The 20517-nt window shown below is 46.3% G+C and carries 14 protein-coding genes, 2 tRNA genes and 1 other RNA gene; 5 read left to right on the top strand and 12 right to left on the bottom strand.

Going from position 1 to position 20517, the window contains the following annotated elements:
• Window positions 1–135 precede the first annotated feature (135 nt).
• Window positions 136–813 (top strand): EAL domain-containing protein, encoded by a 678-nt coding sequence (locus ACKTSF_RS05795; protein ID WP_407887484.1) that lies wholly within the window; start codon window positions 136–138, stop codon window positions 811–813.
• A gap of 365 nt (window positions 814–1178) precedes the next feature.
• A complete protein-coding gene (locus ACKTSF_RS05800) occupies window positions 1179–2981 on the top strand; it encodes a SpaA isopeptide-forming pilin-related protein (RefSeq protein ID WP_407887486.1) in 1803 nt (600 codons plus the stop codon).
• A 390-nt stretch (window positions 2982–3371) separates the two neighbouring features.
• Here ACKTSF_RS05800 and ACKTSF_RS05805 read toward each other — a convergent pair.
• Window positions 3372–3443: transfer RNA gene (locus tag ACKTSF_RS05805), tRNA-Gln, on the bottom strand.
• Window positions 3444–3623: 180 nt separating this feature from the next.
• On the opposite strand from ACKTSF_RS05805, the gene ACKTSF_RS05810 reads away from it, so the two are divergent.
• A tRNA-Glu gene (locus tag ACKTSF_RS05810) sits at window positions 3624–3697 on the top strand.
• A gap of 476 nt (window positions 3698–4173) precedes the next feature.
• On the opposite strand, the gene ACKTSF_RS05815 is transcribed toward ACKTSF_RS05810, so the two are convergent.
• The 6 genes from ACKTSF_RS05815 to ACKTSF_RS05840 all read right to left on the bottom strand — a co-directional run bounded on the left by ACKTSF_RS05815 (window position 4174) and on the right by ACKTSF_RS05840 (window position 13646).
• Window positions 4174–7197, bottom strand: coding sequence for a YfhO family protein (locus ACKTSF_RS05815; RefSeq protein WP_407887488.1), 3024 nt, complete (start codon window positions 7195–7197; stop codon window positions 4174–4176).
• Between the two features lie 360 nt (window positions 7198–7557).
• Window positions 7558–8904, bottom strand: a complete 1347-nt coding sequence (locus ACKTSF_RS05820) for a glucose-6-phosphate isomerase (RefSeq protein WP_407887490.1) — start codon at window positions 8902–8904, stop codon at window positions 7558–7560.
• A gap of 131 nt (window positions 8905–9035) precedes the next feature.
• Window positions 9036–9902 carry a GRP family sugar transporter gene (locus ACKTSF_RS05825; protein ID WP_407887492.1) on the bottom strand — a complete coding sequence of 289 codons (867 nt, stop codon included), beginning with the start codon at window positions 9900–9902 and terminating at the stop codon, window positions 9036–9038.
• Window positions 9903–10087: 185 nt separating this feature from the next.
• Window positions 10088–11236 (bottom strand): class I SAM-dependent methyltransferase, encoded by a 1149-nt coding sequence (locus ACKTSF_RS05830; protein ID WP_407887493.1) that lies wholly within the window; start codon window positions 11234–11236, stop codon window positions 10088–10090.
• 212 nt (window positions 11237–11448) lie between these two features.
• Window positions 11449–12915, bottom strand: coding sequence for an ATP-binding protein (locus ACKTSF_RS05835; protein ID WP_407887495.1), 1467 nt, complete (start codon window positions 12913–12915; stop codon window positions 11449–11451).
• Entirely contained in the window at window positions 12912–13646 is a 735-nt protein-coding gene (locus ACKTSF_RS05840; RefSeq protein WP_407887497.1) for a response regulator transcription factor, read from the bottom strand. Before ACKTSF_RS05840 ends, ACKTSF_RS05835 begins: the two co-directional genes overlap by 4 nt.
• 267 nt (window positions 13647–13913) lie before the next feature.
• Here ACKTSF_RS05840 and ssrA point away from each other — a divergent pair.
• Window positions 13914–14284: a transfer-messenger RNA gene (gene ssrA / locus ACKTSF_RS05845) on the top strand.
• Window positions 14285–14305: 21 nt separating this feature from the next.
• Here the strand turns inward: ssrA and ACKTSF_RS05850 are convergent.
• Both ACKTSF_RS05850 and ACKTSF_RS05855 read right to left on the bottom strand, forming a co-directional pair.
• Window positions 14306–14518, bottom strand: coding sequence for a hypothetical protein (locus ACKTSF_RS05850; protein WP_407887499.1), 213 nt, complete (start codon window positions 14516–14518; stop codon window positions 14306–14308).
• Window positions 14519–14599: 81 nt separating this feature from the next.
• Window positions 14600–16660: a DUF5776 domain-containing protein gene (locus tag ACKTSF_RS05855; protein ID WP_407887501.1), complete on the bottom strand. Its 2061-nt coding sequence runs from the start codon at window positions 16658–16660 to the stop codon at window positions 14600–14602.
• Window positions 16661–17020: 360 nt separating this feature from the next.
• Here ACKTSF_RS05855 and ACKTSF_RS05860 point away from each other — a divergent pair, with 360 nt between their 5' ends.
• The gene (locus ACKTSF_RS05860) at window positions 17021–17188 is read left to right on the top strand and encodes a hypothetical protein (RefSeq protein ID WP_407887503.1); all 168 of its coding nucleotides are present in this window, start codon (window positions 17021–17023) and stop codon (window positions 17186–17188) included.
• A 229-nt stretch (window positions 17189–17417) separates the two neighbouring features.
• On the opposite strand, the gene ACKTSF_RS05865 is transcribed toward ACKTSF_RS05860, so the two are convergent.
• From ACKTSF_RS05865 to ACKTSF_RS05875, 3 genes are all read right to left on the bottom strand, one after another.
• Window positions 17418–18785, bottom strand: a complete 1368-nt coding sequence (locus ACKTSF_RS05865; RefSeq protein ID WP_407887505.1) for a M20/M25/M40 family metallo-hydrolase — start codon at window positions 18783–18785, stop codon at window positions 17418–17420.
• 127 nt (window positions 18786–18912) lie between these two features.
• On the bottom strand, window positions 18913–19854 hold the full coding sequence (locus tag ACKTSF_RS05870) for an anti sigma factor C-terminal domain-containing protein (RefSeq protein WP_407887507.1): 942 nt from the start codon (window positions 19852–19854) through the stop codon (window positions 18913–18915).
• Window positions 19841–20326, bottom strand: a complete 486-nt coding sequence (locus ACKTSF_RS05875; protein ID WP_407887509.1) for an RNA polymerase sigma factor — start codon at window positions 20324–20326, stop codon at window positions 19841–19843. The genes ACKTSF_RS05870 and ACKTSF_RS05875 overlap by 14 nt, the downstream gene beginning before the upstream one ends.
• Between the last annotated feature and the right edge of the window lie 191 nt (window positions 20327–20517).

Here is a 20517-nt window from a genome sequence, read left to right on the forward strand (position 1 = left end):
TACCCCAATTGGTTAACCTGTCACATCACAATCCAAGGAACCGTTTCCCCATCTTTTCGTAAAACCCCTATTCTAATTTCCTAAAATAAAGTATGATGGTAGCAGACAAACTAAAAAAAGGAGGATCATGAGACAATGTATCGCTATTTTTTACAGCCACAATTAGATGCCTTAAACAACTCGCTTATCGGCTACGAACTGCTCATTCGGCAACGCGTTGATGACAAATGGATCCTCCCCCACAACTTCGAATCGATTCCGATCGATATTCAGGCTGACCTCATCACTCGAACAGCCAAACGATTAATGCTCAAGATCGGTTCTGTATCGTTTAACGTTAACCAGAGCCAATTTATTGAGCCAACAATTGCCCAAGCCATTATCAAGGCACAAATTCAAATTTATCCCGTCAATCTCGTTCTGGAAGTCACGGAAGAAGTTACGGATAAGCAAGTCTCCAACCAGCAAATTATTGACCAAGTTCACTACTTTGACGAACATGGCATCCAATTGAGCCTGGATGATATTGGAACTGGCGTCAATACATATGACCATTTGAAACCCATTTTATCTTTTGCAAGCGAAATTAAATTTGCCATGCAGAACTTCCGCCAGGAGGGCAGAGAATCCGAAATTCCTGAGGGTCTGAAATTCTGGAAGGCTATTGCCGATCAATACAAATTACGTTTAATTCTTGAAGGCGTCGAGAATCAGGAAGAAAGCGATATGGCCGATGATATGGAAATCGACCTACGTCAGGGCTGGTTCTACGGGAAACCGCATCTGTTTAAACTAGCAGGCGATAAATTTTAAAGCAAGTCATCACGTCATTCTGCGGAATGGCGTTTTTTGTTTCGCTTTTCTAACAGTTTTAAAACCACAACCTTTGATCCATCAACTATAATAGCCGCCAAATTGCTTTGCATCAATGTTAGTGGTGATACATTTCTGGAAAATTCAATTGAAAAACAACATTAGATGCCAGTTACGCGTTGTCCCGTCTTCAACTGCACACTTTTTTTCTCACAAATCCTCTACTCTGTCGGATTGTCATTATAGTGAATACAGAGCGGTGGACGAAGTATCTCGAACGAAGTATTTCCAACACTAGCAGTTTTTCCGATTGATGTTTCATCAACCTGTGGACTGTAGTACTAATGGATTGGAGGAGGATTACGATGCGAAGAAAGAAAGCCAATATGATTATTGGCATCGTGATTGCCATTTTCATTTTCTTTATCGGCGGTATCGGTATTAGCTCAGTCACTGCTCACGCCAAGAATATCGAGATCTCTGGCTTAGGTGAAAATGATGCGATCATCACAGACAGCAATGGTAAAGTCATTCCTAATGGTAGCGACCTCAGTAAGTGGGATGCCTATTCGCTTGATTATAAATGGGGTATCCCCGATGGTGTAACTATTCAGAATGGCGATACAGCAACGGTCACTTTTCCACACTCTGCTGTGGGCCGAAGGGATGTTACTTTTCCACTCTACGATGATAATGGTCGCGAGATTGGGACATTTACAATCAAAGAAGGTGAGAATACCGGGACTATCACCTTTAATGATGCGCTGTCTAACACGTCAACCAATCGTGGCGGCGAACTACAGTTCTACGTCAAAGGGACTGAGGAAAACGCAAACGTCGGCCTCGATTGGGGTATCAACAAGATCGGTTGGGTAGCTGAACGTAATCCAGATGGCTCACCAGCATTGCTCACCTGGAACATTGCGTTCAATCCCAACAGCACCCATTTAGGGCAGACCGTAATTACCGACAACCTTGGACCCAACCAAAGCTACGTTCCTGGGAGTGTCCACGCACAAACCGGGAAATTTGACGACTCTGGTAGCTTCGTCGGCGACGGTGGATCCGTGACACCAACCGTGGACGCTGGTGGCAACACCATCATCTTTACCTTTGCAGATGTTACGACTGCGGTCAATATGACTTATCACACGAAACCAGATGTCTCGGGTACCGGTGGCTCTTGGAAAAACAACGCGACCTTAAATGGCCAAACCGTTGGCTCTCAAATCGTCTGGGGCGGTAGCGGCACTGGTAACGGCAACAATGGCGGAGATGGCGGCGGAACCGAGGAAGGTGATTCTGGTGTCGTCAAGCTGACGAAGACTGATAAAGCTTCCGGCAATGCCCTTGCAGGTGCCATCTATGAGATTCGAAATCTCGATACTGGTAAAGTCGTTGCGACTAAGACCACTAATGCTGAGGGTACCATTACCTACAGTGGCCTGCCTGCTGGCAACTATGAGTTTGTCGAGATTGAAGCACCTAAGGGCTACGAACTGGACAAGACACCGATTCCTTTTGTTATTAAAGCTGGATCTTCTGCAGAAGTCACGGTCACCGCGACCGACACCAAGGCCCCTGGTACCACTGGGCCCGAAAATCCTGGCACGACGCCACCGACCAATCCTGGCACAACAACACCACCCACTAATCCTGGCACAACGACGCCGCCAACAACCACACCATCTGTCAAGCCACCAAAGCCAACAACTCCCGTAAAGCCAATTAAGCCAGTAAAACCAACGAAGCCTGTTAAGCCAACTAAACCTGTTAAGCCAACTAAACCTGTTAAGCCAACTAAACCAACGACATCCGTGAAACCTACTAAACCTGTTAAGCCAACGACTCCTACACAGTCAACGAAGCCAACACCATCTATTAATGGAACGGGTACTGGCAACTACAGCCACAGCAATGGTACTGCAACCAACGCTTACAATGCAGGCAATAGTACACCCGCATCTGGCAGTGGTACTCAGGTAGCCGGTAACGGCACTCAGGCAACCGGCAGTGGCACATCGAGCCACGTTGCCGGAAAGACCTATGTTGGTGGCACATTGCCACAAACTGGTGAACGCAAGACGAGCAGTTTAATCCTGACAATTGCCGGATTCGCCCTCTTAATTACTGCGAGTGGCCTCTGGTATTATCAGAAACGTCATTGATTAAAAACTAAGCTTAGCGGTAGATGGTATCCCCCTGAAGGACACTTGAATCGCTAGGCTTAGTTTTTTTGTGCCGTATTAAGCCCGTGTCTCAAAACGCAATGGCTTAACACGATTTTTTCTCTGATATATGATTAATCCATGCCGCCAATGGCCAGTGATATCAAGACCGATTGTCGACAAAAAAGTAACTTCTCCGTACTGGCTAAGTGTGGGAGGTGGTTAATTCTCGGCTGAAGCTGCATGTCCTTTTGACGGTCCTGGCTACGCTTTTGGCTACGTTGCTGGCATTTAAACCAAGTTTTATGGAAAGTCGACACTTCTTCTAACGATCAAAAAAGCCGTCACATCAGCGTTTTCACGATGAGTGACGACTACGTTTGTTTTTTATTGGGTATACTGGGCTCGAACCAGTAACTTACGGATTCAGAGTCCGCTGCCTTACCATTTGGCGAATACCCAATAAGGCTCGTTGTCGAAACAACTATTTAATCTTAACTTGTTTGGATATTAGTGTCAACCAATTTTCTTGAAAAAATTAGGCGAACTGTATGAATTCCCATTTTCATGTAATTTTATGCAGAGAATTATTGACAATTTTCAGCGAGTAGCGTACATTAGTAATTGCCTAGTTAATGACATTGCCCGCTGGTCAAACTGGTTTAAGACGTCGCCCTCTCAAGGCGGAGTTACGGGTTCGAGCCCCGTGCGGGTGATCAGTAGTCCTAATAATAGCCTCAAATCGTTGACCCATCAGCGTTTTGAGGCTATTATTTTTTGCAAAAAATTTTAAAGCTTTCAATATAAAATTAATTATATATTGTTAACAATTAAACACACAAATCTCTTGCTTGTCACCCCTGATTTCGGTAAACTTAGATCAAGTTATCAGCCTAGTCTGGGAGGAAAAATAATTTGAAAAAGTTACCTCATAAAGCTACATTATCTCTACGAATTTCTCGTTGCCGGCACATTTCACCATGGCTTCCAGGATTACGACCATGATGGGCCGCCGCCAGACACCACCCCACCACTACTTGTTTGCGGAACTCTTATTTTTGATTATTCTGTTTACCGTATTGACCTGGGATTTCTTCAACTATAACTAAAAAAGTCACGCTGCGCCTTACGCAACGTGACCTCATGTCGGCATCCCCCGTCTCAACGAGAGATGCTTTTAATTTACCCTAATTTATCGCCGTCTCCGCCAACGCCAGTAGCTATACCCACCGGCTGTTGCCAGAATCAACGCACCAATGACCGTCATTAGGACGCCAATCCGTTGGCCTGGCGTGTGATAAGTCAACACAATTTTATGCTTCCCAGCTGCCACACGTGCGCCCACAAAGCCCACGTTAACTTTGGTAATGGCTTGCTTCTTGCCATCCACCGTTAACTGCCAACCCGTGTTATAAGGAATCGACGTGGTCAACACACTGGCCTGTTGTGCACGTGAAGTCCCCGTAACCCGGTTATTCTTCACGTTTAAGCCCTGTAGGCCTTGGTGTTTGAGCTGTGACATCCGTTGATTGTATTTGCTGCCAAACGGCACCGCAATGAGCTTAGCGGACTTGAATGACAGGCCCTTGACGCCTTGGAAGGTCAACTTGATAGTCTTCCGTGCTTTATCGGAATAGCCTAAGTTCAACAGAACGTGGTGTTTTTCCTGATAGTCAGACAGATTAGATTGTCCGAACTGGCTGAAGCTCGAAACATTGTTGGCCGTCGTCGCCGTTACAGAGTAAGCACCATCACTCATATTCCACAAACCAGATCGTAATTGATTGATTCGGGCAATCCCTGAGAATGCTTGGTTACTGAAAGCCTTGGTATTCTTCAGCGCTTGGTACTTATCCTTCACACTGAGTCGTTTGGCCTGAATCCCGTCAAGCTCCAGATACAGTTCAGTTCCCTTATTTTGCTTAGGGTTCTTGAGGTGTAACTTATAGTTAACCGGTAGATTCTGATTATCGCTTACCATCTGGTGTAGCGACTTCTGATTAACCAACGCATTTCGCTTCAATGCCGTACGGTTCTGCGCCGTCAATTGCTCTAGTCGAGCCTTGTCATCAGTAATGTTCACCGACCGGTCCTGATTGGTCTTCATTAACGAGGACTTGGTCGTCGTAATCAGCTCAGGATCCATTTGGTTCCCCTGTTGCCGGAACTTCATAACCTGTTGCAGGCTATCGATCACCGTACTTTTATCTGCCTTCGTCTCGTAACCCAATTCACGATTCTGACTATGGTACGTCGTCGTTGGCACACTCTTCGCCTTTTTATCGACGAGCGCCCCGTACGTCAATGCCTGTTCCTTATCGCTACCATTGAGTTGTTTGAACTGCTTGGCACTTAACTGCTTAGTCTGCAGATAGGCCAGTGGCAAGGCATTATTTGATTTCAAAATAACTGTATCGTAGTTATTCCCCAAATCATGAACAGGTTCATCCTGATATGTGAGAATCGTCCCATTCTTTTTGACTGGCTTGTAACCATATGGGAATCCTTGCGTCTTCAGTTGATTACTCCGGGCGAAGATGTACTTGACCCCCAACAGATTATTCATTGTGGTCCGACTGTCCGCCTGGTTAATCGGTTTGTTCATCTTAAATTGCGAGTTCGCTAGCTCTTCACTGAAGTCTCCCACAGCGCCATCCTGAATGGAGAAGTAGGACATAATATCATGTGCGCCCAGATTCATTCCCATGTTGGTTTTTGCTTCGTTACTGAAGTAATAATACTTGCTGATGGAACTCCGATTAAAGCCGGGTTGCGCCTTCACGTAACTCTCAGCCCCATCATAGAAGTTTTTTTGAAATTTCGACGCAACACCCCGATTCAACAGCTGATCACTGGCCCCACCAGAGTTAGGACTAAAGTAACCATAGCCGTTGGCAATGATGTTCAAACTGAGCAAGGCTAATAGTGTCCAAATGACCTGGTGACGCGACCACTGATAGAAATGCCCAACCACGATGGCGCCTAATGTTAAGAGGAGCAGACCGTAGATAACGAGATCGTGCGGATTATTGTTGAAAATGAATCCGTTAGCCGCCCAGACCAGCCCCAATAGGAACAATGTCCCGACAATCATGGCCGAAAGATCACTACGATCGAGTCGCGGTAAAGCATCGATGAAGTACATCACCGACAGACTGAAGGCTAAACATCCCAGCAGTAACCACCGCTGAGACGGCGTCGTTCCCCCATTCATGACGGCCGCAACTTCTGGTAGCAGTGACCCAACGACTAAGATTAGCAGACCCACATCAAACCACAGATACCGTCGTGCATGCCGAACGACATACATCAGGCTGAGGAAGGTCAGTCCTGCCAACCCTAAGTTGGCCCAGAAACGCATGGCATTCCCAGTCGTGACCAACGCATTGGGTAGCCGCAGATAGTAATTCAACGGATAGACAAAGTAACCATTGGCAAAATTCCCCGTCGCTCGTGTCGAGGTGAAGACACCAATCAGTGATGGTATAAAGATAATCCCGGCCAGTAAGAAGCCAAGCAGACCAGCCCCAACTAATTTAAAAATCAGTGGCCAACCCTTCTGCACTATCGTCTCTCGAACAGTCAAATAGCGAAGAACCGCATAGACCAAGCTCCCAATCGCCAATATGTAGGCAAAGTAAAAGTTACTGACAAGTGCCAGCCCCGTAAAGATGGCCAGCGGTACCCACGTCTTCCCCAAATAGACGTGATCAATGCCATAAGCCAGCAATGGAAATAAAATCATCGGCAGTAGGAAGAATGGATGACGGATGCTAACGTACAGAGAATACCCCGTAAACGTATAGGTCAACGTTCCCAACAATTGACTGCCAGGCTTAAAACCTCGTTGCCGAGCAAATAACATAAACGCTAACCCGCTCACATATAGCCGCAAGAGAATCAGCACGTTATAGCCCAGCTCAATGCTGTGCTTTGGGAAGAACCAGATCAGGTAACTGAACGGGTCTCCCAGGACATAGTAAGAGAAGGTCGTCATTTTATCTGCGCCTAAGCCCAGATTCCAAGACCACCCCGATAAGCTTCCTTCATGCAACCAGGTGTAAAACTTCTCCAATACAGGATAATGTTGTGCCAGGCCGTCCCCTTCCCAGATGAACGACTTACCTGTCAGAATGAAGATGCCATAGAGACAGACTGCTAGCACAATAAAAATCAGTGTATAAATCCAATAGTTTTTCTTTGAAGCCTTCAACATATTCTCTCCCTTAACTTAAAAATCCCTAGTTCTCCGTTTGACACAATAATTAATTTGTTAATATTCCCCTTACTAATATTACGAGGACATCGCAAACATCTCAAGGGGTACGATGAATCTGTAACCAAAACTTCACGTCCCGTCATGCTTCCGCCACAGACTCAATATGGCCCATGCTCCGCCAAGCACGGGCAGCCGTGAGAAGGTGTTCCCTTCAACACGCGCAACGGATCTAATTTTAGCATAAGCATCACGTTGACCCAACTGTTCATTCATCAAACTAACCGAACTTAGTCCCATTGAAACCAAAAGAACTCCCGGCCCAAACGAGCCGAGAGTCCCCATTAAGTTTAAATTAAATTAAAGCCGGGCGTTTAATTCCTTGCCTAACTTTTCAAAACCAGGCTTGCCTAACAGAGCAAACATGTTGGTCTTGTAAGCTTCGACACCTGGTTGGTTGAATGGGTTGATCCCGTTCAAGTAACCAGAAACACCGATAGCCACTTCGAAGAAGTAAATCAAGTAACCCAACGTGTATGGCGTCGTATCTGGGATATGAACACTCATGTTAGGCACACCACCATCGGTATGGGCCAATACGACCCCTTCAAAGGCTTTTTGATTAACAAAGCCCATGTTCTTGCCTTGAAGATAGCCTAAGCCGTCAAGATCATCTTCAGCGGTTGGTACATCAACGTCAGTCCGTGGCTTGTCGATCATAACGACCGTTTCCATCAACGTCCGTTGTCCTTCTTGGATATATTGACCCAAGGAGTGCAAGTCGGTACTGAAATTAGCTGAAGATGGGTAAATCCCCTTTTGATCCTTACCTTCGGATTCACCGGTCAACTGCTTCCACCATTCTGCAAGGTATTGCAGACGTGGTTCGTAGTTTTCCAGCAATTCAGTCGTATAGCCCTTACGGTACAAGATATTCCGTAAAGCAGCGTATTGATAAGCCTCGTTTTTGGTCAAATCAGGGTTCGAGTAGGCGTCTTGGGCGTCTGCAGCACCTTGCATCAATTCATCGATATTAGCACCAGAAGCGGCAATTGGTAATAACCCAACGGCACTCAAGACGGAATATCGACCACCGACACCATCAGGGATGACAAAGGATTCATAACCAGCAGCATCGGCTTCGGTCTTTAGGGCACCACGCGCTTTGTCAGTTGTGGCGTAGATCCGGCCTTTTGCACCGTCTTCACCGTACTTCTTAACTAACATATCTTTGAAGATCCGGAAGGCGATAGAAGGTTCCGTCGTAGTCCCAGATTTAGAGATCACGTTAACAGAGAAGTCACGGTCGCCGATCAGATTGATCAGGTCGTGGACGTAGTCAGCACTGACGGAATTCCCTGCAAAGAAAACTTGTGGGGCATTCCGTTTGTCAGCTGGCAAGTAATTGAAAAACGTGTCGTTCAAGAAGTCAACGGCCATCTTGGCACCCAGGTAAGAACCCCCGATACCGATAACCACCAGCACAGCAGAGTCAGATTGAATCTTCTTTGCTGCAGCCTTGATACGACCAAATTCTTCCTTGTCGTAGTCCTTGGGTAACGTTAACCAGTCGCGGAAGTCGCTACCGGCACCGGTACCTTGGCGTAATTCGGCGTCAGCCGCCGTCACCATTGCTTGCATTTCTCCTAATTCGTTGTCATGAACAAATGGTTCAAGTTTCGAAAGATCAAAGGCGATATGTGCCATATTAAGAAAACCTCACTTTTATTGTTATTGACTAGTCCATTATACCGCAACCAACTGGAAAGTAAATGGTCTAGTCCACATTTTCTCAAAAATAAAAAGGTCAGCAACCGTAGTTACTAACCTCATGTAAACTATTTCATTAACCCAAGAGTTACCCCACCAGCAACCACGAGGAGTGAACCAATCGTGATATAGACCATTTCACGACTGGTCTTCTTTTCACCTAATAACCAGATACTCCCAAACGTGGAAATAACGATCCCACATTGTGCTAACGAGTAGCTAATTGCCAAACCGATTGATGGGATTGCCAGGAACATGAAGAGGTTCCCAATCCCCCAGACAATCCCGGTCATGATGTTCTTGGCGGTTGCCTTGTGCATGACCTTTTGCCGGGAGAACAGAACGAAAATTGTGGCGCCAAGAATCATCCCCAAAGATTGTGGGAAGATGACCATCTTGGAAGGCAAACCAGACGCATTGACGATAACCGTGTACAAAACATAGCCAATCGTAGAAATGATAATGGCCGTAGCCCCTTTACCAGCTTGCATGGGTTGCCCAGCCGCAGCGGCTTTCGCTTTAGGGTCGCGTAGAGACGTCATTGCTGCCCCAGCGATCAATACGATAACCGCAATTGTCCCAGTGGTCACCATGCTAGTCGTCTTCCATTCGTGGAATAACAAGACCCCAGCCAACGCCGTTCCTACCAATTGAAGTCCAGTAGAGATAGGTACCGTTCGTGAAATGCCAATGAACTTCATGGATTGGAATTGTTCAAACTGACCAACAGACCAGCAGAGACCGGAAGCGACCCCAACGATCATTGCCATGCCAGAAATTGCTGTGTGAAAATAAAAGACTGAAAATAAACCAAATAGCACGGCCCCAGCAGTCATTCCCAACGTTTGTTGGTAAGAAGTCCCACCGAGTTTCCCACTGATTAATCCAATACTTCCCCAACAGACCGTGGGGATCAAAGCTAGTAAAATACCCATTTGTAAACCTCAACTCTCGTTTCAATTCTAGTTCTTTTTCTTGTAAGCGTTTTTTATTTAGCAATAGTAAGTCTACTGTTTTTGATTCTAAATGTAAACTATAAATGCTTACGAAAAACCCCAATCGGTAAGTGGTCTATCTTACCGGTCGGGATTAATTGCAATTATTTTCAATCTGTTTTCAGTTAATTAACAGTGAGTTGAACACCCTTTAAAGCCTCGCTATGACGGTCAGCATGGTTGGTCAAGAAATCATTTGGTGAAAGGTACGTATTGGAAACTGTTACATGACCGGTATAATTTTGCATGGCGTCACTGATCGTATCCCGCAGGCGTTTCATGGAATACATCAGGGTCGTCGTGGTAATCACCACTTGTGATCCTGGCTGCGTCAGCTTCAAGGCTTGTTCAATCAATTCTTGCAAGTCCTGTTCCAAGGTGAAGGACTTCTTCTTCCCCCGGATGAAGGCAGGCGGATTAATGAAAATGGTATCGAACTTCAAATCATGCTTGATGGCGTAGTCCAAGTAGTTGGCAACATCCATCGTCCGCATTTCAACGGCCGCCTGGTCAAAGTTATTGGCTGCTAATTGTGCTTGAATAGACGTAGTTGCCCGATTTGTTGGGTCCACCGTGATGGCTTCAATGGCACCACCGATCATGGCCGCCGTAACCAAGCCAGTTTCAGCACTGTACAGATTCAAGACCCGACGCTGTTGACTAGTGGCCTTGGCCCAGGCACGAATATCCCGGAATTCCAAAGCTAACTGTTGCCGCCCAACCGTCAAGTCGATGGGATAAGTGACCCCATTCTCTAAGATTTCGGCAGGTTGGTCACCAAAGTCACCGCTCACCAGTTGTAGATGTTCTTGGCCAGGAAGGTCAGCTAAAATCGTTTGGCCCTTACCCATGATGCGTTCAAAGGCAGCATAGATCAGCTTAGACTGTTGCTTAATAGCCGTGTTTAACCAACGGAAGACGTACTTGCCGTTGAACACATCGACAACCAAGCCTCCTAACCCGTCACCCGTACCGTTAAACAAGCGGTAGGCCGGCGTCTCTGCAAAAGCTGACCGTTTGGCAACGGCAGCCCGAAATTTGCTAGTGAAGAAGCGTTCATCAATATCTTCGTTTTCACGTAAACTCATGACAAAGCCGATGCCACGATGTTGTTTGGCAAAGTAGGCCGTGGCCACAAAATGGCCATGATTTTCTAGTTGGACCCAAGCACCATTGTCGAAGTCCTTGGTATTTTCTAAGTCAGTTAAAGATACGATGGGATAGCCGTCCTCAAACTTACGGACCGACTTCCCGGTAATTTGTACTCGTTTCAAAAGTTTCCTCCTTAATGGTTCCCCTCATTGTATCACGAGAACGCGATAAACACAGCAACGGTTTGGTATGAATTAAATTGCGCAATTTCTGAATCGATCAACTTTCATCACGCAACCTTAACATGGGTATCACTTATCGTCTTACCCTGCCTTCTACCGGCATCGACAGCCACAGATAGTCACCTAAAATCCAACTGGTTGTGCATGTCCAGTTAATCTGCCTTGACGCGTTCAGAATTCGTTTGATGTTGATCTGGAAAAATAACCGTGAAAGTTGTCCCAACATTTTCCTTACTGGTAACACTGATTTTACCATGATGAAGCTGCACTAACTGGTGGACGATCGACAGTCCCAGACCGGATTCACCATATTTGGTGTTCTTTCGCGATGGATCAGCCTTGTAATACCGTTCCCAGATATTCTGCAGTTGTTCATCACTCATACCCATTCCAGTATCGGCCACCTTAACGATAGTTTCCTCGTACCCCCGTTGAGCGGAGATGGTAATTGTCCCATCGTGGGTGAACTGGATCGCATTTTGTGTAATATTAAACATAATCTGAACAAATCGGTCATAATCGGCATACACAGGAATCTCCTTAGGTGCCTGCAACTCGAGTGCATCCCCACTATCATCGGCCTTTTGTTTTAATTGTTCTACTATATTATGGAGCGCGTCCACCGCATTGAATTCGTGAAGGTTGAGCGAAATCTGATTGGAACGAATCTTTTCGTAGTCCAGATTCTCATTGACCAGCCGAATCAGACGACTGGTTTCGCTCCGCATCAAATCAATACTTTCTTCCTTGCTCTCCTCCGGAATGGCGTCATAAGCCAGTCCTTCTAACAATCCGTTGATGGTCGTCAGCGGCGTACGCATTTCATGCGAGGCATTCGCCATAAACTCACGACGGCGCTGTTCTTGCCGCTGAATCTCTTCTTGTGAATCCTTTAGCGAATGTGCCATGCCATTGAAGTCGTTGATCAAATCATCGATTTCATCGCGATTCTTGCTCGTCATTTCAACATCGTAATTTCCGCGGGCAACCTGATTCGTTGCCTTTCGCAGCCGGTTGATCCGCGATGTATAATAACGAGCCAAAATATAGCTGGCAACAATCGCGACCACGATCGAGACCAACAGCGCTCGAATTAGATTGCGATTGATCTGATTAACACTAGTGTTGATGTCGGAGACAAAAGCCCCCATGACCACGACTGCCACGAGCTTGTGATTGTAGAAGTAAGGCTTCATCACCTCAGTCATGGCTGGACTGACCCGCCCATCCTTATTCCGCACTCGCCGGTCAACGACTTTGTGAATAATCTGGTTGTTTTTTAGCTTTTTCCAATCACTCTGTTTGATGGACTGTTGATACACGCTGGCCGGAAAGACAACCTTGTTAGTCGCACTATAGATGGTCGTACTAACCGCTTGATTTTGAAGGAGCTGTTCACTATTCTCCAAAGTCGTCGTATCAAAATTAACTGCATTCCCATTTTGTGAACTAATGCGTAAGGACTGCTCAATCAAACTATTCGAGTATTTTTCAAGCGAATTCCAGGTATTGCTGTAGACCATGTGCCGGGTCATTTGAGAGTATGATACTCCCATGATAATCAGGATCATCATGATTGCCGCAAAGAATCCCAGCATTTGTTGATACATTAGCTTCATTGCTGATCTGCTCCACTATCATCAAATTTATAACCCACCCCCCAAACAGTTTGAATAATCTGGGGGCCAACCTTCTCAATCTTTTGCCGTAATTTCTTGATGTGCGCGTCCACAGTCCGTTCATCACCGTAGTATTCATAGTCCCAGACCAGCTGTAAGAGCTGTTCACGGGAAAATACTTGCCGGGGCTTCTGCGCCAACGTCTTTAACAGGTCGAATTCCTTCGGCGTTAAGTCGTGAATCTGCTGACCATTTAGGTAGGCTTCCCGGGTCTTAGTATTGAGCTTAAAATTCTCCGTGACCACATCAAAGGATTCGGTATCGTCCAATGGTGCCGTCTCAACACCCTTACTAATGGGTCCCAGTTCAGCCCGTCGGTGAAGCGCCTTGATCCGCGCAATCAGGGTAATGGGACTAAATGGCTTGGTGACGTAATCGTCCGCCCCCATTTCTAATCCCAAAACCTGATCACTCTCGGAGTCCCGCGCCGTCAACATGATGATGGGCACGGTCGGCGATAATTTCCGAATCTCAGCACTCACCTGCATGCCATCCAAACCGGGCAAGTTCAGGTCAAGGGTGACCATATCCCAGTCATCGGGCGTGGCCTTAAACATTTCAACGGCTTCATTGCCATCATAAGCAAATTCGGCGTCCCACTGTTCCTTCTTAAAGAACATGGACATCATTTGTGATACTGAGTGGTTGTCTTCAATCATTAATAACTTCATTGCTACCTCCAAAGGTTGGGCTACTATATTCGGAGCCGGCAAAAGGGTTATGAGTCATAGTGTTCTAAACCTACTAGGTTAACCAGAAGCTTCCATGATAGAACTATGAAGTTTCTGTAACTTTTACCGACGAGCCTGAGCCGCCTGGTTCCTTACCTATCTATTATACTATACTGAATCTGAGTTTTTTTCTTTAAATTAGGTCCCACCGGGCAAAATTGTTTGCACACGGCTAGGGGTATGTTAAACTAGACAAGTATTGTTTATGGGGGCGTTCTGGATTCGACTGGTATAGGTTGAAGCTTGACTGCGCGTCGTAGCGGCATCTACGTTAAAAGGTCCAGTTTATTATAACTGCAAAAAATAATAACAATTCTTACGCTTTAGCTGCTTAATAGGCGCTTAACGTAGATCCTCCTAGGCTTGTCCGTGGTCTAGATCTGGGTCCTAAATTTAACGGACTTACGCTAACGACTCCCACCTGAAGTACTTTAGAAGAGAAAAATCAGGTTAGCTGAGCATGTTGGCCCTGACAGGCGGCAAGTTGTTCAGCGAAACTTTAAATAGTCTGCCTATGCGTGTAGACGTTAAGTTGGCAATATGCTAGGACGCGGGTTCGATCCCCGCCGCCTCCATCGATGAACCCGTTAGTGACGCGACTAACGGGTTTTATTTTGGCTAAAAATCACAGTGTGGTGCGCCTCTAAATCAGTTGCAATACTGGTTTGGAGGCTTTTTAGGCCTAATTTCAAGCCCTTCCGAAGGCCAGCAACAGGTCTGTTCGCCCCTTCTGGTGCATTGGCTTCCAAATGACGCTTACTTGCTAAGTACGCAAAAAGCGGATTCGCTGAAGGCAATCCGCTTTCCGACATCAGTTGCTTAACCCCTAAAAATTCTAAGGATCTAAATACCAATTATGCCTGATCGTCCAACATGATGACCCTTTTTGTCCCTTAGTGAATAGTTTTAACCAGCTTGGAGTTGGCCGTAATATACCCGTTGGCGACTCGATACCGTTTAGTACCATTAGCGCTGTAATCCCAGCCTTTAACCGCAACTTTTGTTCCCTTACGGTAAATCTTCTGTTGACGGGTAAGGTTAACCTCGCGATAACGTTTAATCGTGGTCTTCGTGACAACTCGTTTGGTCACAACTATCCGGCCACTTTGGACGTTCTTTTTGTTGGCTGTTACGTAATCACCATTCTTCAAAACATAGCGCGTCGTCAAGTTATGCCGAACCAACCCCACCACTTTAAGTACCTGGCCTTGCCGATAATGCTTCGTCTTCCGCGTTAAGTTTCGCTGCCGATAGGCATTAATGCCATGTCGTGCAATGACAGTAACCTTAACGGACTTTCGCTGATAGTAACTTGCCTGAACATAACCAGATTTGGTAGTCACATAACCCGTTTCCCCATATGTTTGAGATGCATGGTTAACATCTTTAACCAGATATCGTGGCGTCCCATTGGTTGATTTCGCATAGCCTGTTACCTTAAACATTGGCCGGTAGATTCTCGGCCGTTTTAGATACCAAGCCTGCCGCGTCTTATTGGAGAAATCAGGCGTCCTATACAAACCAATCTTCTTAGTAGCGTAAATGACGGATTGCCGCTTGACAACTTGCTGTCCACTGTCAGCGGAACTGGATTCCCTGTCAGGACTGCTACTAGAAGCTGCCGATGGTGCGATCGGCGTCACTGGCGCTTGTTTTATGGGAATAGTGTAAATTTGCGAGTAAGAGCCCCCCTCGTTAAGACTGGAATCACCTTCATAGGTCACCTCAAGTCGAACCTTAACTTGCTTAGAGCCTGCCGGAACACCAGCAACCGTTAACATTGTCCGATCAGTGACGTTCTCTGGTACATCTGTAGACATGTCACCGCCTGGCTGAATGTAAGTGAACCCCTTAAAGTCCTTAAGACTACTCAGAAGATTTTGATTCCTTTCGTCATCCATCTGCACAATGTAGGCGGGGGAGCCATAGCCCTGATCAATATCACTAAGGTCCACCCCATTCACTCTGCTAACATCTATTATTTGCTTTGAATCATCCACCGAAACAAATTGTTCTGTTTTTTCGGTCACAAGATCAGGCGCCAGTTCGCCACGAAGGGGACCGTCCTGAACGCCTATAAGTGACACTTCGCTATCGCTCGAATCGGCATCATCCGTATAGGCTCGAATCCCCATTTGGGCATTATCTGCACGAAATATATCTGCTTCAGCATACTCAGAGAATGCTGAATACGGCACCTTAATGATTGAACCCTTCAATGTTTGCGGCGCGATCGTTTTTCCTTCAGTGATACGACTACCATCTTTGTTCTTTAAAATACTCGCATTTATTGCCCAGACCTTTTGACTATTGGCGGACTTTTTAAAAGCTGTCCATGGTGTAAAATCAGTCACTGGGTTATGGTTAAGAATTAAGTATTGAATTTCTGGTGCTGAATTCATGCGGCCAATTGTATCTAGAATTGTTGAGAGTCCTGCTGTATCCACATTATCGTTTGAGAATCCAAGTCCTTTCAGCTCTGTACCAGTAGACGTGCCTCGATTCGTCAATAATGATGTGATGATTGCTGAAATATTTGTTTGGCTTAAATTCGTTTGATTATTAACGATCAGACCATCAAATTGATTTGCCACTTTCAACAGCGGCGTATAATCCGTCAAATTATCTTTAATCGACACCGTAACCTTCTTATTGGCAACAGCCGCCAACGTGCTACTTCCCGTGAGCGAAGTGTCGCTCGCCAAGATTGCTGTCTTGATAATTTTTGCGTTACCATCGCTGTCAGGAAGTGCTTCATCCAATGAGGTTGTTGCCCCAATTGGAGAAACCGACGTTTGCATTGCCTCTGGAATTGTTGCAGCACTGACCGTCACATTAATTCCCCAGACCCCAGTTAAAATCAAACTGACCATCATTAAACTCTTTGCAAACCAACCCTGCCGTTTCATAACCTTCGTCCCTTCATCTGTAACAATGAATACCCCTAATTTCAAGCACCGCATCGTTCAAATTCTTTCTAAAATTATTAATGACATCTAAGTACTAAGCAAAGGTAACTGATAGTAAAATTAACTTATTTATTTGGCCAAAATCTTTTATAGAACACCTAAAGTATACCATCCTTAGCGTGTTTAGCGACTCATTTTCAGCTCTATGCTGAAGCTGAAAGTCCAAGTACACATAGAAAGGCCCAGCTAACAGAGATTTAATCCACAAAATTAGTCGAAAATCACCACCTGCGCCTGCCAGAGATTTCGGTTATGATTTATTCTTTAACATAACAATGACATTGAGGTGACAATCGCCGAACTGGCAACGTTAGTCCACGACGATTGGTCACTGTTTATGTAGGCGTGAGTGAGCCAAATTTAGGCTCAGCTGTGGGATTTTCCAAGTGGGCTAACTTGGAAAATGGCGACTTTGAAACGCGGGTTGGGCGGTTCAAAGCGAGCTGGCAGACCGCTTCTCAGGCTGGCGGCGTCCTGCCCACAGCGTTCCAGCCTAAATTTGGTGAACGGTAAGCCGACTGTTTTAGATGACACTACCTAATCTTAGTCTCACTATCGTTATTGTAACAGTCATAATGGGTATTTTAGATCTTTCAACCTTCACCTCTATATTAGACGTAACCAACGCATAAAAGCCAACGTTTCACCAAAATTAAAGCTAGCGTTGTCAGCTTCAAGTAGATGCTGACAACGCTAGCTTTTTGAAATCAATCGATTCTCTCTGCAATCGATTTATTGAATGTTATTTTTCACCAAAATTCTGTAAAAGTCTCGCTGTGTACCGGGCAGCCTGTACGTAATCGCTCACCCGCACGTTTTCGTTAGGCGCGTGGGCCCCGGAACCGGCCCACGTCGATCCAACATCAATGATTGGCACACCCACTGCTTCAAAGAATGGTGCTTGGGGACCACTGCCACCTGCATTGGGAACCAACTTGACCGCGTCCCCATAGACTTCATGGGCAGTGGCAACTGCTGTCTGTACAAAACGATCTGTCAGATCCGACCGGAAAGCCGGTTCCCCTTGATTGTAGGAGACATGCAGGTCACTGAAGCCGTTCTTATCCAACTGTTGTTGGACGAGTTCCGAGACATGCCGCGGGTCTTGGCCGGGAACCAAGCGGCAATCCAGTTGGGCTCGGGCCTGCTTCGGTAAGACCGTCTTTAGGCCATTGCCCTCGTAACCACCGGAGATACCATTGATTGTAATCGTCGGCCGATTAATTAAGGCCTCCGCTGGCTTATCCGACAACAGTGGTAGCTTCAAGCCAAAATTCTTGCGGGTTGCCGCCTCGTTAAAGGGCAATTGATCGACAGCCGCCTGCTCAGTCGGTGTTAAGGGTTTTACGCCGTCGGTAAAGCCCTCGACTAAAACTTCACCCTTAGGCCCACGTAACGTTGACAGGCCCTGCACCAACCGCCATACGGCATTGTCGACGAAGGCGGCCAGTGAGGAATGCAGATCACTCTCTGCTGACTTCGCTGTTACGTTGAAGCTGGCCGTTCCTTTGACCCCACAGGTCACCTGGAAGTTTTCGTCAGCATCCTTGCCACCCGTTTCCCAGATAATCGCATCGGCAGCCAAATCAGCGCCATGTTTCTTCGTCATGGGTTCGATGTGCGGACTCCCAACTTCTTCTTCACCCTCAAGAATAAATTTCAGGTTGCAAGGCAGACCACCTGTTGCTTGTAACGCCTTGACCGCGGACAAGCGGAGCATGAACTCCCCCTTATCATCGGAAACACCACGAGCTACATACTGACCATTCTTCTCCGTTAACTGGAAAGGTTCACTATCCCATTCATCCAGCGGCTCTGCCGGCTGGACATCATAATGGTTGTAAAATAACAGAGTTTTATCGGAATTGCCGTTTGGCCCTGCTGGTAACGTCCCAAATACGAATGGATTGCTGCCCGGAATGTCCCGCCAGACGACTACCTCGGCACCTAATTCTTGAAGGGATTGTTCAATTACACTAACCGTTTCCTCAATTCCGAGGTGCTTGGCAGCGACCGTTTCAATACTTAAATACTTGGCTAACCGTGGTCGATCGGCTTCTAAGGCTTGGTCGATGGCGGCTTGCAATGCGTCGGTAGTTTTCTCTGACATAGACATTCGCTCCTTAAATTTTCACGGGCAACTCACTTGGCGGGAACTAGTGATGAACACTGCTGCTCGATTGCTTTTAACATTAAACTTTGATGAGAAAGATGTCAAGAATATTCTCATCAAATTGTCATTTAATGACAGAACGTTGCTTAAAGAACCCGGCAGAACTGGCATAGATCCAGTTAGCCTTAGTCAGCGCGTGAAAAGCTTCACTGTTCCCAGTCACGATGACACCGGCAAACTTTGCTTGGTTAAGTGTCCGATATTTTCCCCCGTATTCGCCGGCAAATCGATTACTATTAAAACCGTCATAGCTCCCTTGACCAGCTTCTTTCCCTGCTTGCCTCAGTCCCTTTGCAAATTTCGCATAATCAGCTGGTGTCAGTTTCCCTGGATGTGAGATTGGACTGGGTGCTTGAACCCCTAACAAGTCATTATCTATCATGGTTGAATCAGCCTTACCGGTCACACCAATCCAGTACCATTGGACGTGTACTCTCGCTGGCATAGTCGCTCGCACCTGGTGATAAGTCATGGGTTGTTTAAAAGTGACGGCAACTTCAGCAACCGCATTTTTAGTTTGTGCCACCTTCGCAATATCATTAGTAGGTGTGACCTCTGACTTCTTAACTTTAGCATTGAAAAGCACCGGCATCTTCTGCTGCGTAACCCGATCGTACAAGCCCGCACCCGTCGCATCCCCCCAATCGGTCGAACCGGTTAAGTCATCCCCTCGACCAATCAGCCACGAATAATTGTTGATTCTTGGTGACCAGGGAATACGATAGCCTTCAATTTCCTTATACCGATGACTAATCACTTGGCCGCCCATCGGTGATGTATTGCCCAAATACCGATCACTGATTTCAATATTCGGCGATCTAATTTCATCGTCTAAGGTCATTTGCTGCATAATTTCATTAGATTCCTTCGCCGCACGGATCTGTGTCAACTTATACGCCACCGGTAGTGCCACCAAAATCACCAGGACAACGATTGCCACCGTTATTCCCCAGCGCCGAATCCTCACCCACCAGGCTAATCGCCGGAATTTATTACTCTCGTTCATAACTACCCCTCCGTAAAATTTTTTCTAACTTTCGATGCATCCGATGTAGTCGCATTTTTACTGCGGCTGGCTTAACCTGGAGCTGTGCCGCAACCTCTAAAATCGGTAATTCTTGGTCGTAACGCAGTAACAACAAGTGACGATCACGAGGCGGTAGCTTATTTAGAGCCATCAACAGTTCATCATTCATCTTAATATCGGTTCGATGATAATCTGGCTGTAAGTATTGCGTGACCAGCTGTCGATACCGTTGTGTTCGACGATAATAGTCCAGGTAAGTTGACCACGCTACCCGGTAAAGGTAGGGTCGCAATTCATGTGGTGGTAAGACCAGTTCCATCTCTAAGACCTTGATGAAGACATCCTGGCAAATATCTTCGGCCACCTCTCGTTGTGCCCCGCGCCCAATCAAATAACGCTGTAAGTCAACGGCCACCCGAGCTAACAGGTCCTCATATTGCCGCAACTGCATGCTGTTCGCCTCCCCCTACACTTAAACAACGAACGACATCCCCGAAAAGTAACATTTACTTTCAAAAAACACTAAAAATCCGTCAGATAGCTGAAGTATACATAATGCCCGTGATGACGGCGAGCTTATTGCCTAGCCAACGCAAAAACCGCAGCAATCACGTTGGTTTGTGATTGCTGCGGTTACTATTT

This window comes from Levilactobacillus muriae, assembly GCF_045862015.1.
Classification (GTDB): domain Bacteria; phylum Bacillota; class Bacilli; order Lactobacillales; family Lactobacillaceae; genus Levilactobacillus; species Levilactobacillus muriae.

Bases quoted from the DNA above. Each gene is read 5' to 3' on its own strand.
- ACKTSF_RS05795 (WP_407887484.1), top strand. From the start codon at position 136: ATGTATCGCTATTTTTTACAGCCACAATTAGATGCCTTAAACAACTCG.
- ACKTSF_RS05800 (WP_407887486.1), top strand. From the start codon at position 1,179: ATGCGAAGAAAGAAAGCCAATATGATTATTGGCATCGTGATTGCCATT.
- ACKTSF_RS05815 (WP_407887488.1), bottom strand. From the start codon at position 7,197: ATGTTGAAGGCTTCAAAGAAAAACTATTGGATTTATACACTGATTTTT.
- ACKTSF_RS05820 (WP_407887490.1), bottom strand. From the start codon at position 8,904: ATGGCACATATCGCCTTTGATCTTTCGAAACTTGAACCATTTGTTCAT.
- ACKTSF_RS05825 (WP_407887492.1), bottom strand. From the start codon at position 9,902: ATGGGTATTTTACTAGCTTTGATCCCCACGGTCTGTTGGGGAAGTATT.
- ACKTSF_RS05835 (WP_407887495.1), bottom strand. From the start codon at position 12,915: ATGAAGCTAATGTATCAACAAATGCTGGGATTCTTTGCGGCAATCATG.
- ACKTSF_RS05840 (WP_407887497.1), bottom strand. From the start codon at position 13,646: ATGAAGTTATTAATGATTGAAGACAACCACTCAGTATCACAAATGATG.
- ACKTSF_RS05850 (WP_407887499.1), bottom strand. From the start codon at position 14,518: ATGTCGGAAAGCGGATTGCCTTCAGCGAATCCGCTTTTTGCGTACTTA.
- ACKTSF_RS05865 (WP_407887505.1), bottom strand. From the start codon at position 18,785: ATGTCAGAGAAAACTACCGACGCATTGCAAGCCGCCATCGACCAAGCC.
- ACKTSF_RS05870 (WP_407887507.1), bottom strand. From the start codon at position 19,854: ATGAACGAGAGTAATAAATTCCGGCGATTAGCCTGGTGGGTGAGGATT.
- ACKTSF_RS05875 (WP_407887509.1), bottom strand. From the start codon at position 20,326: ATGCAGTTGCGGCAATATGAGGACCTGTTAGCTCGGGTGGCCGTTGAC.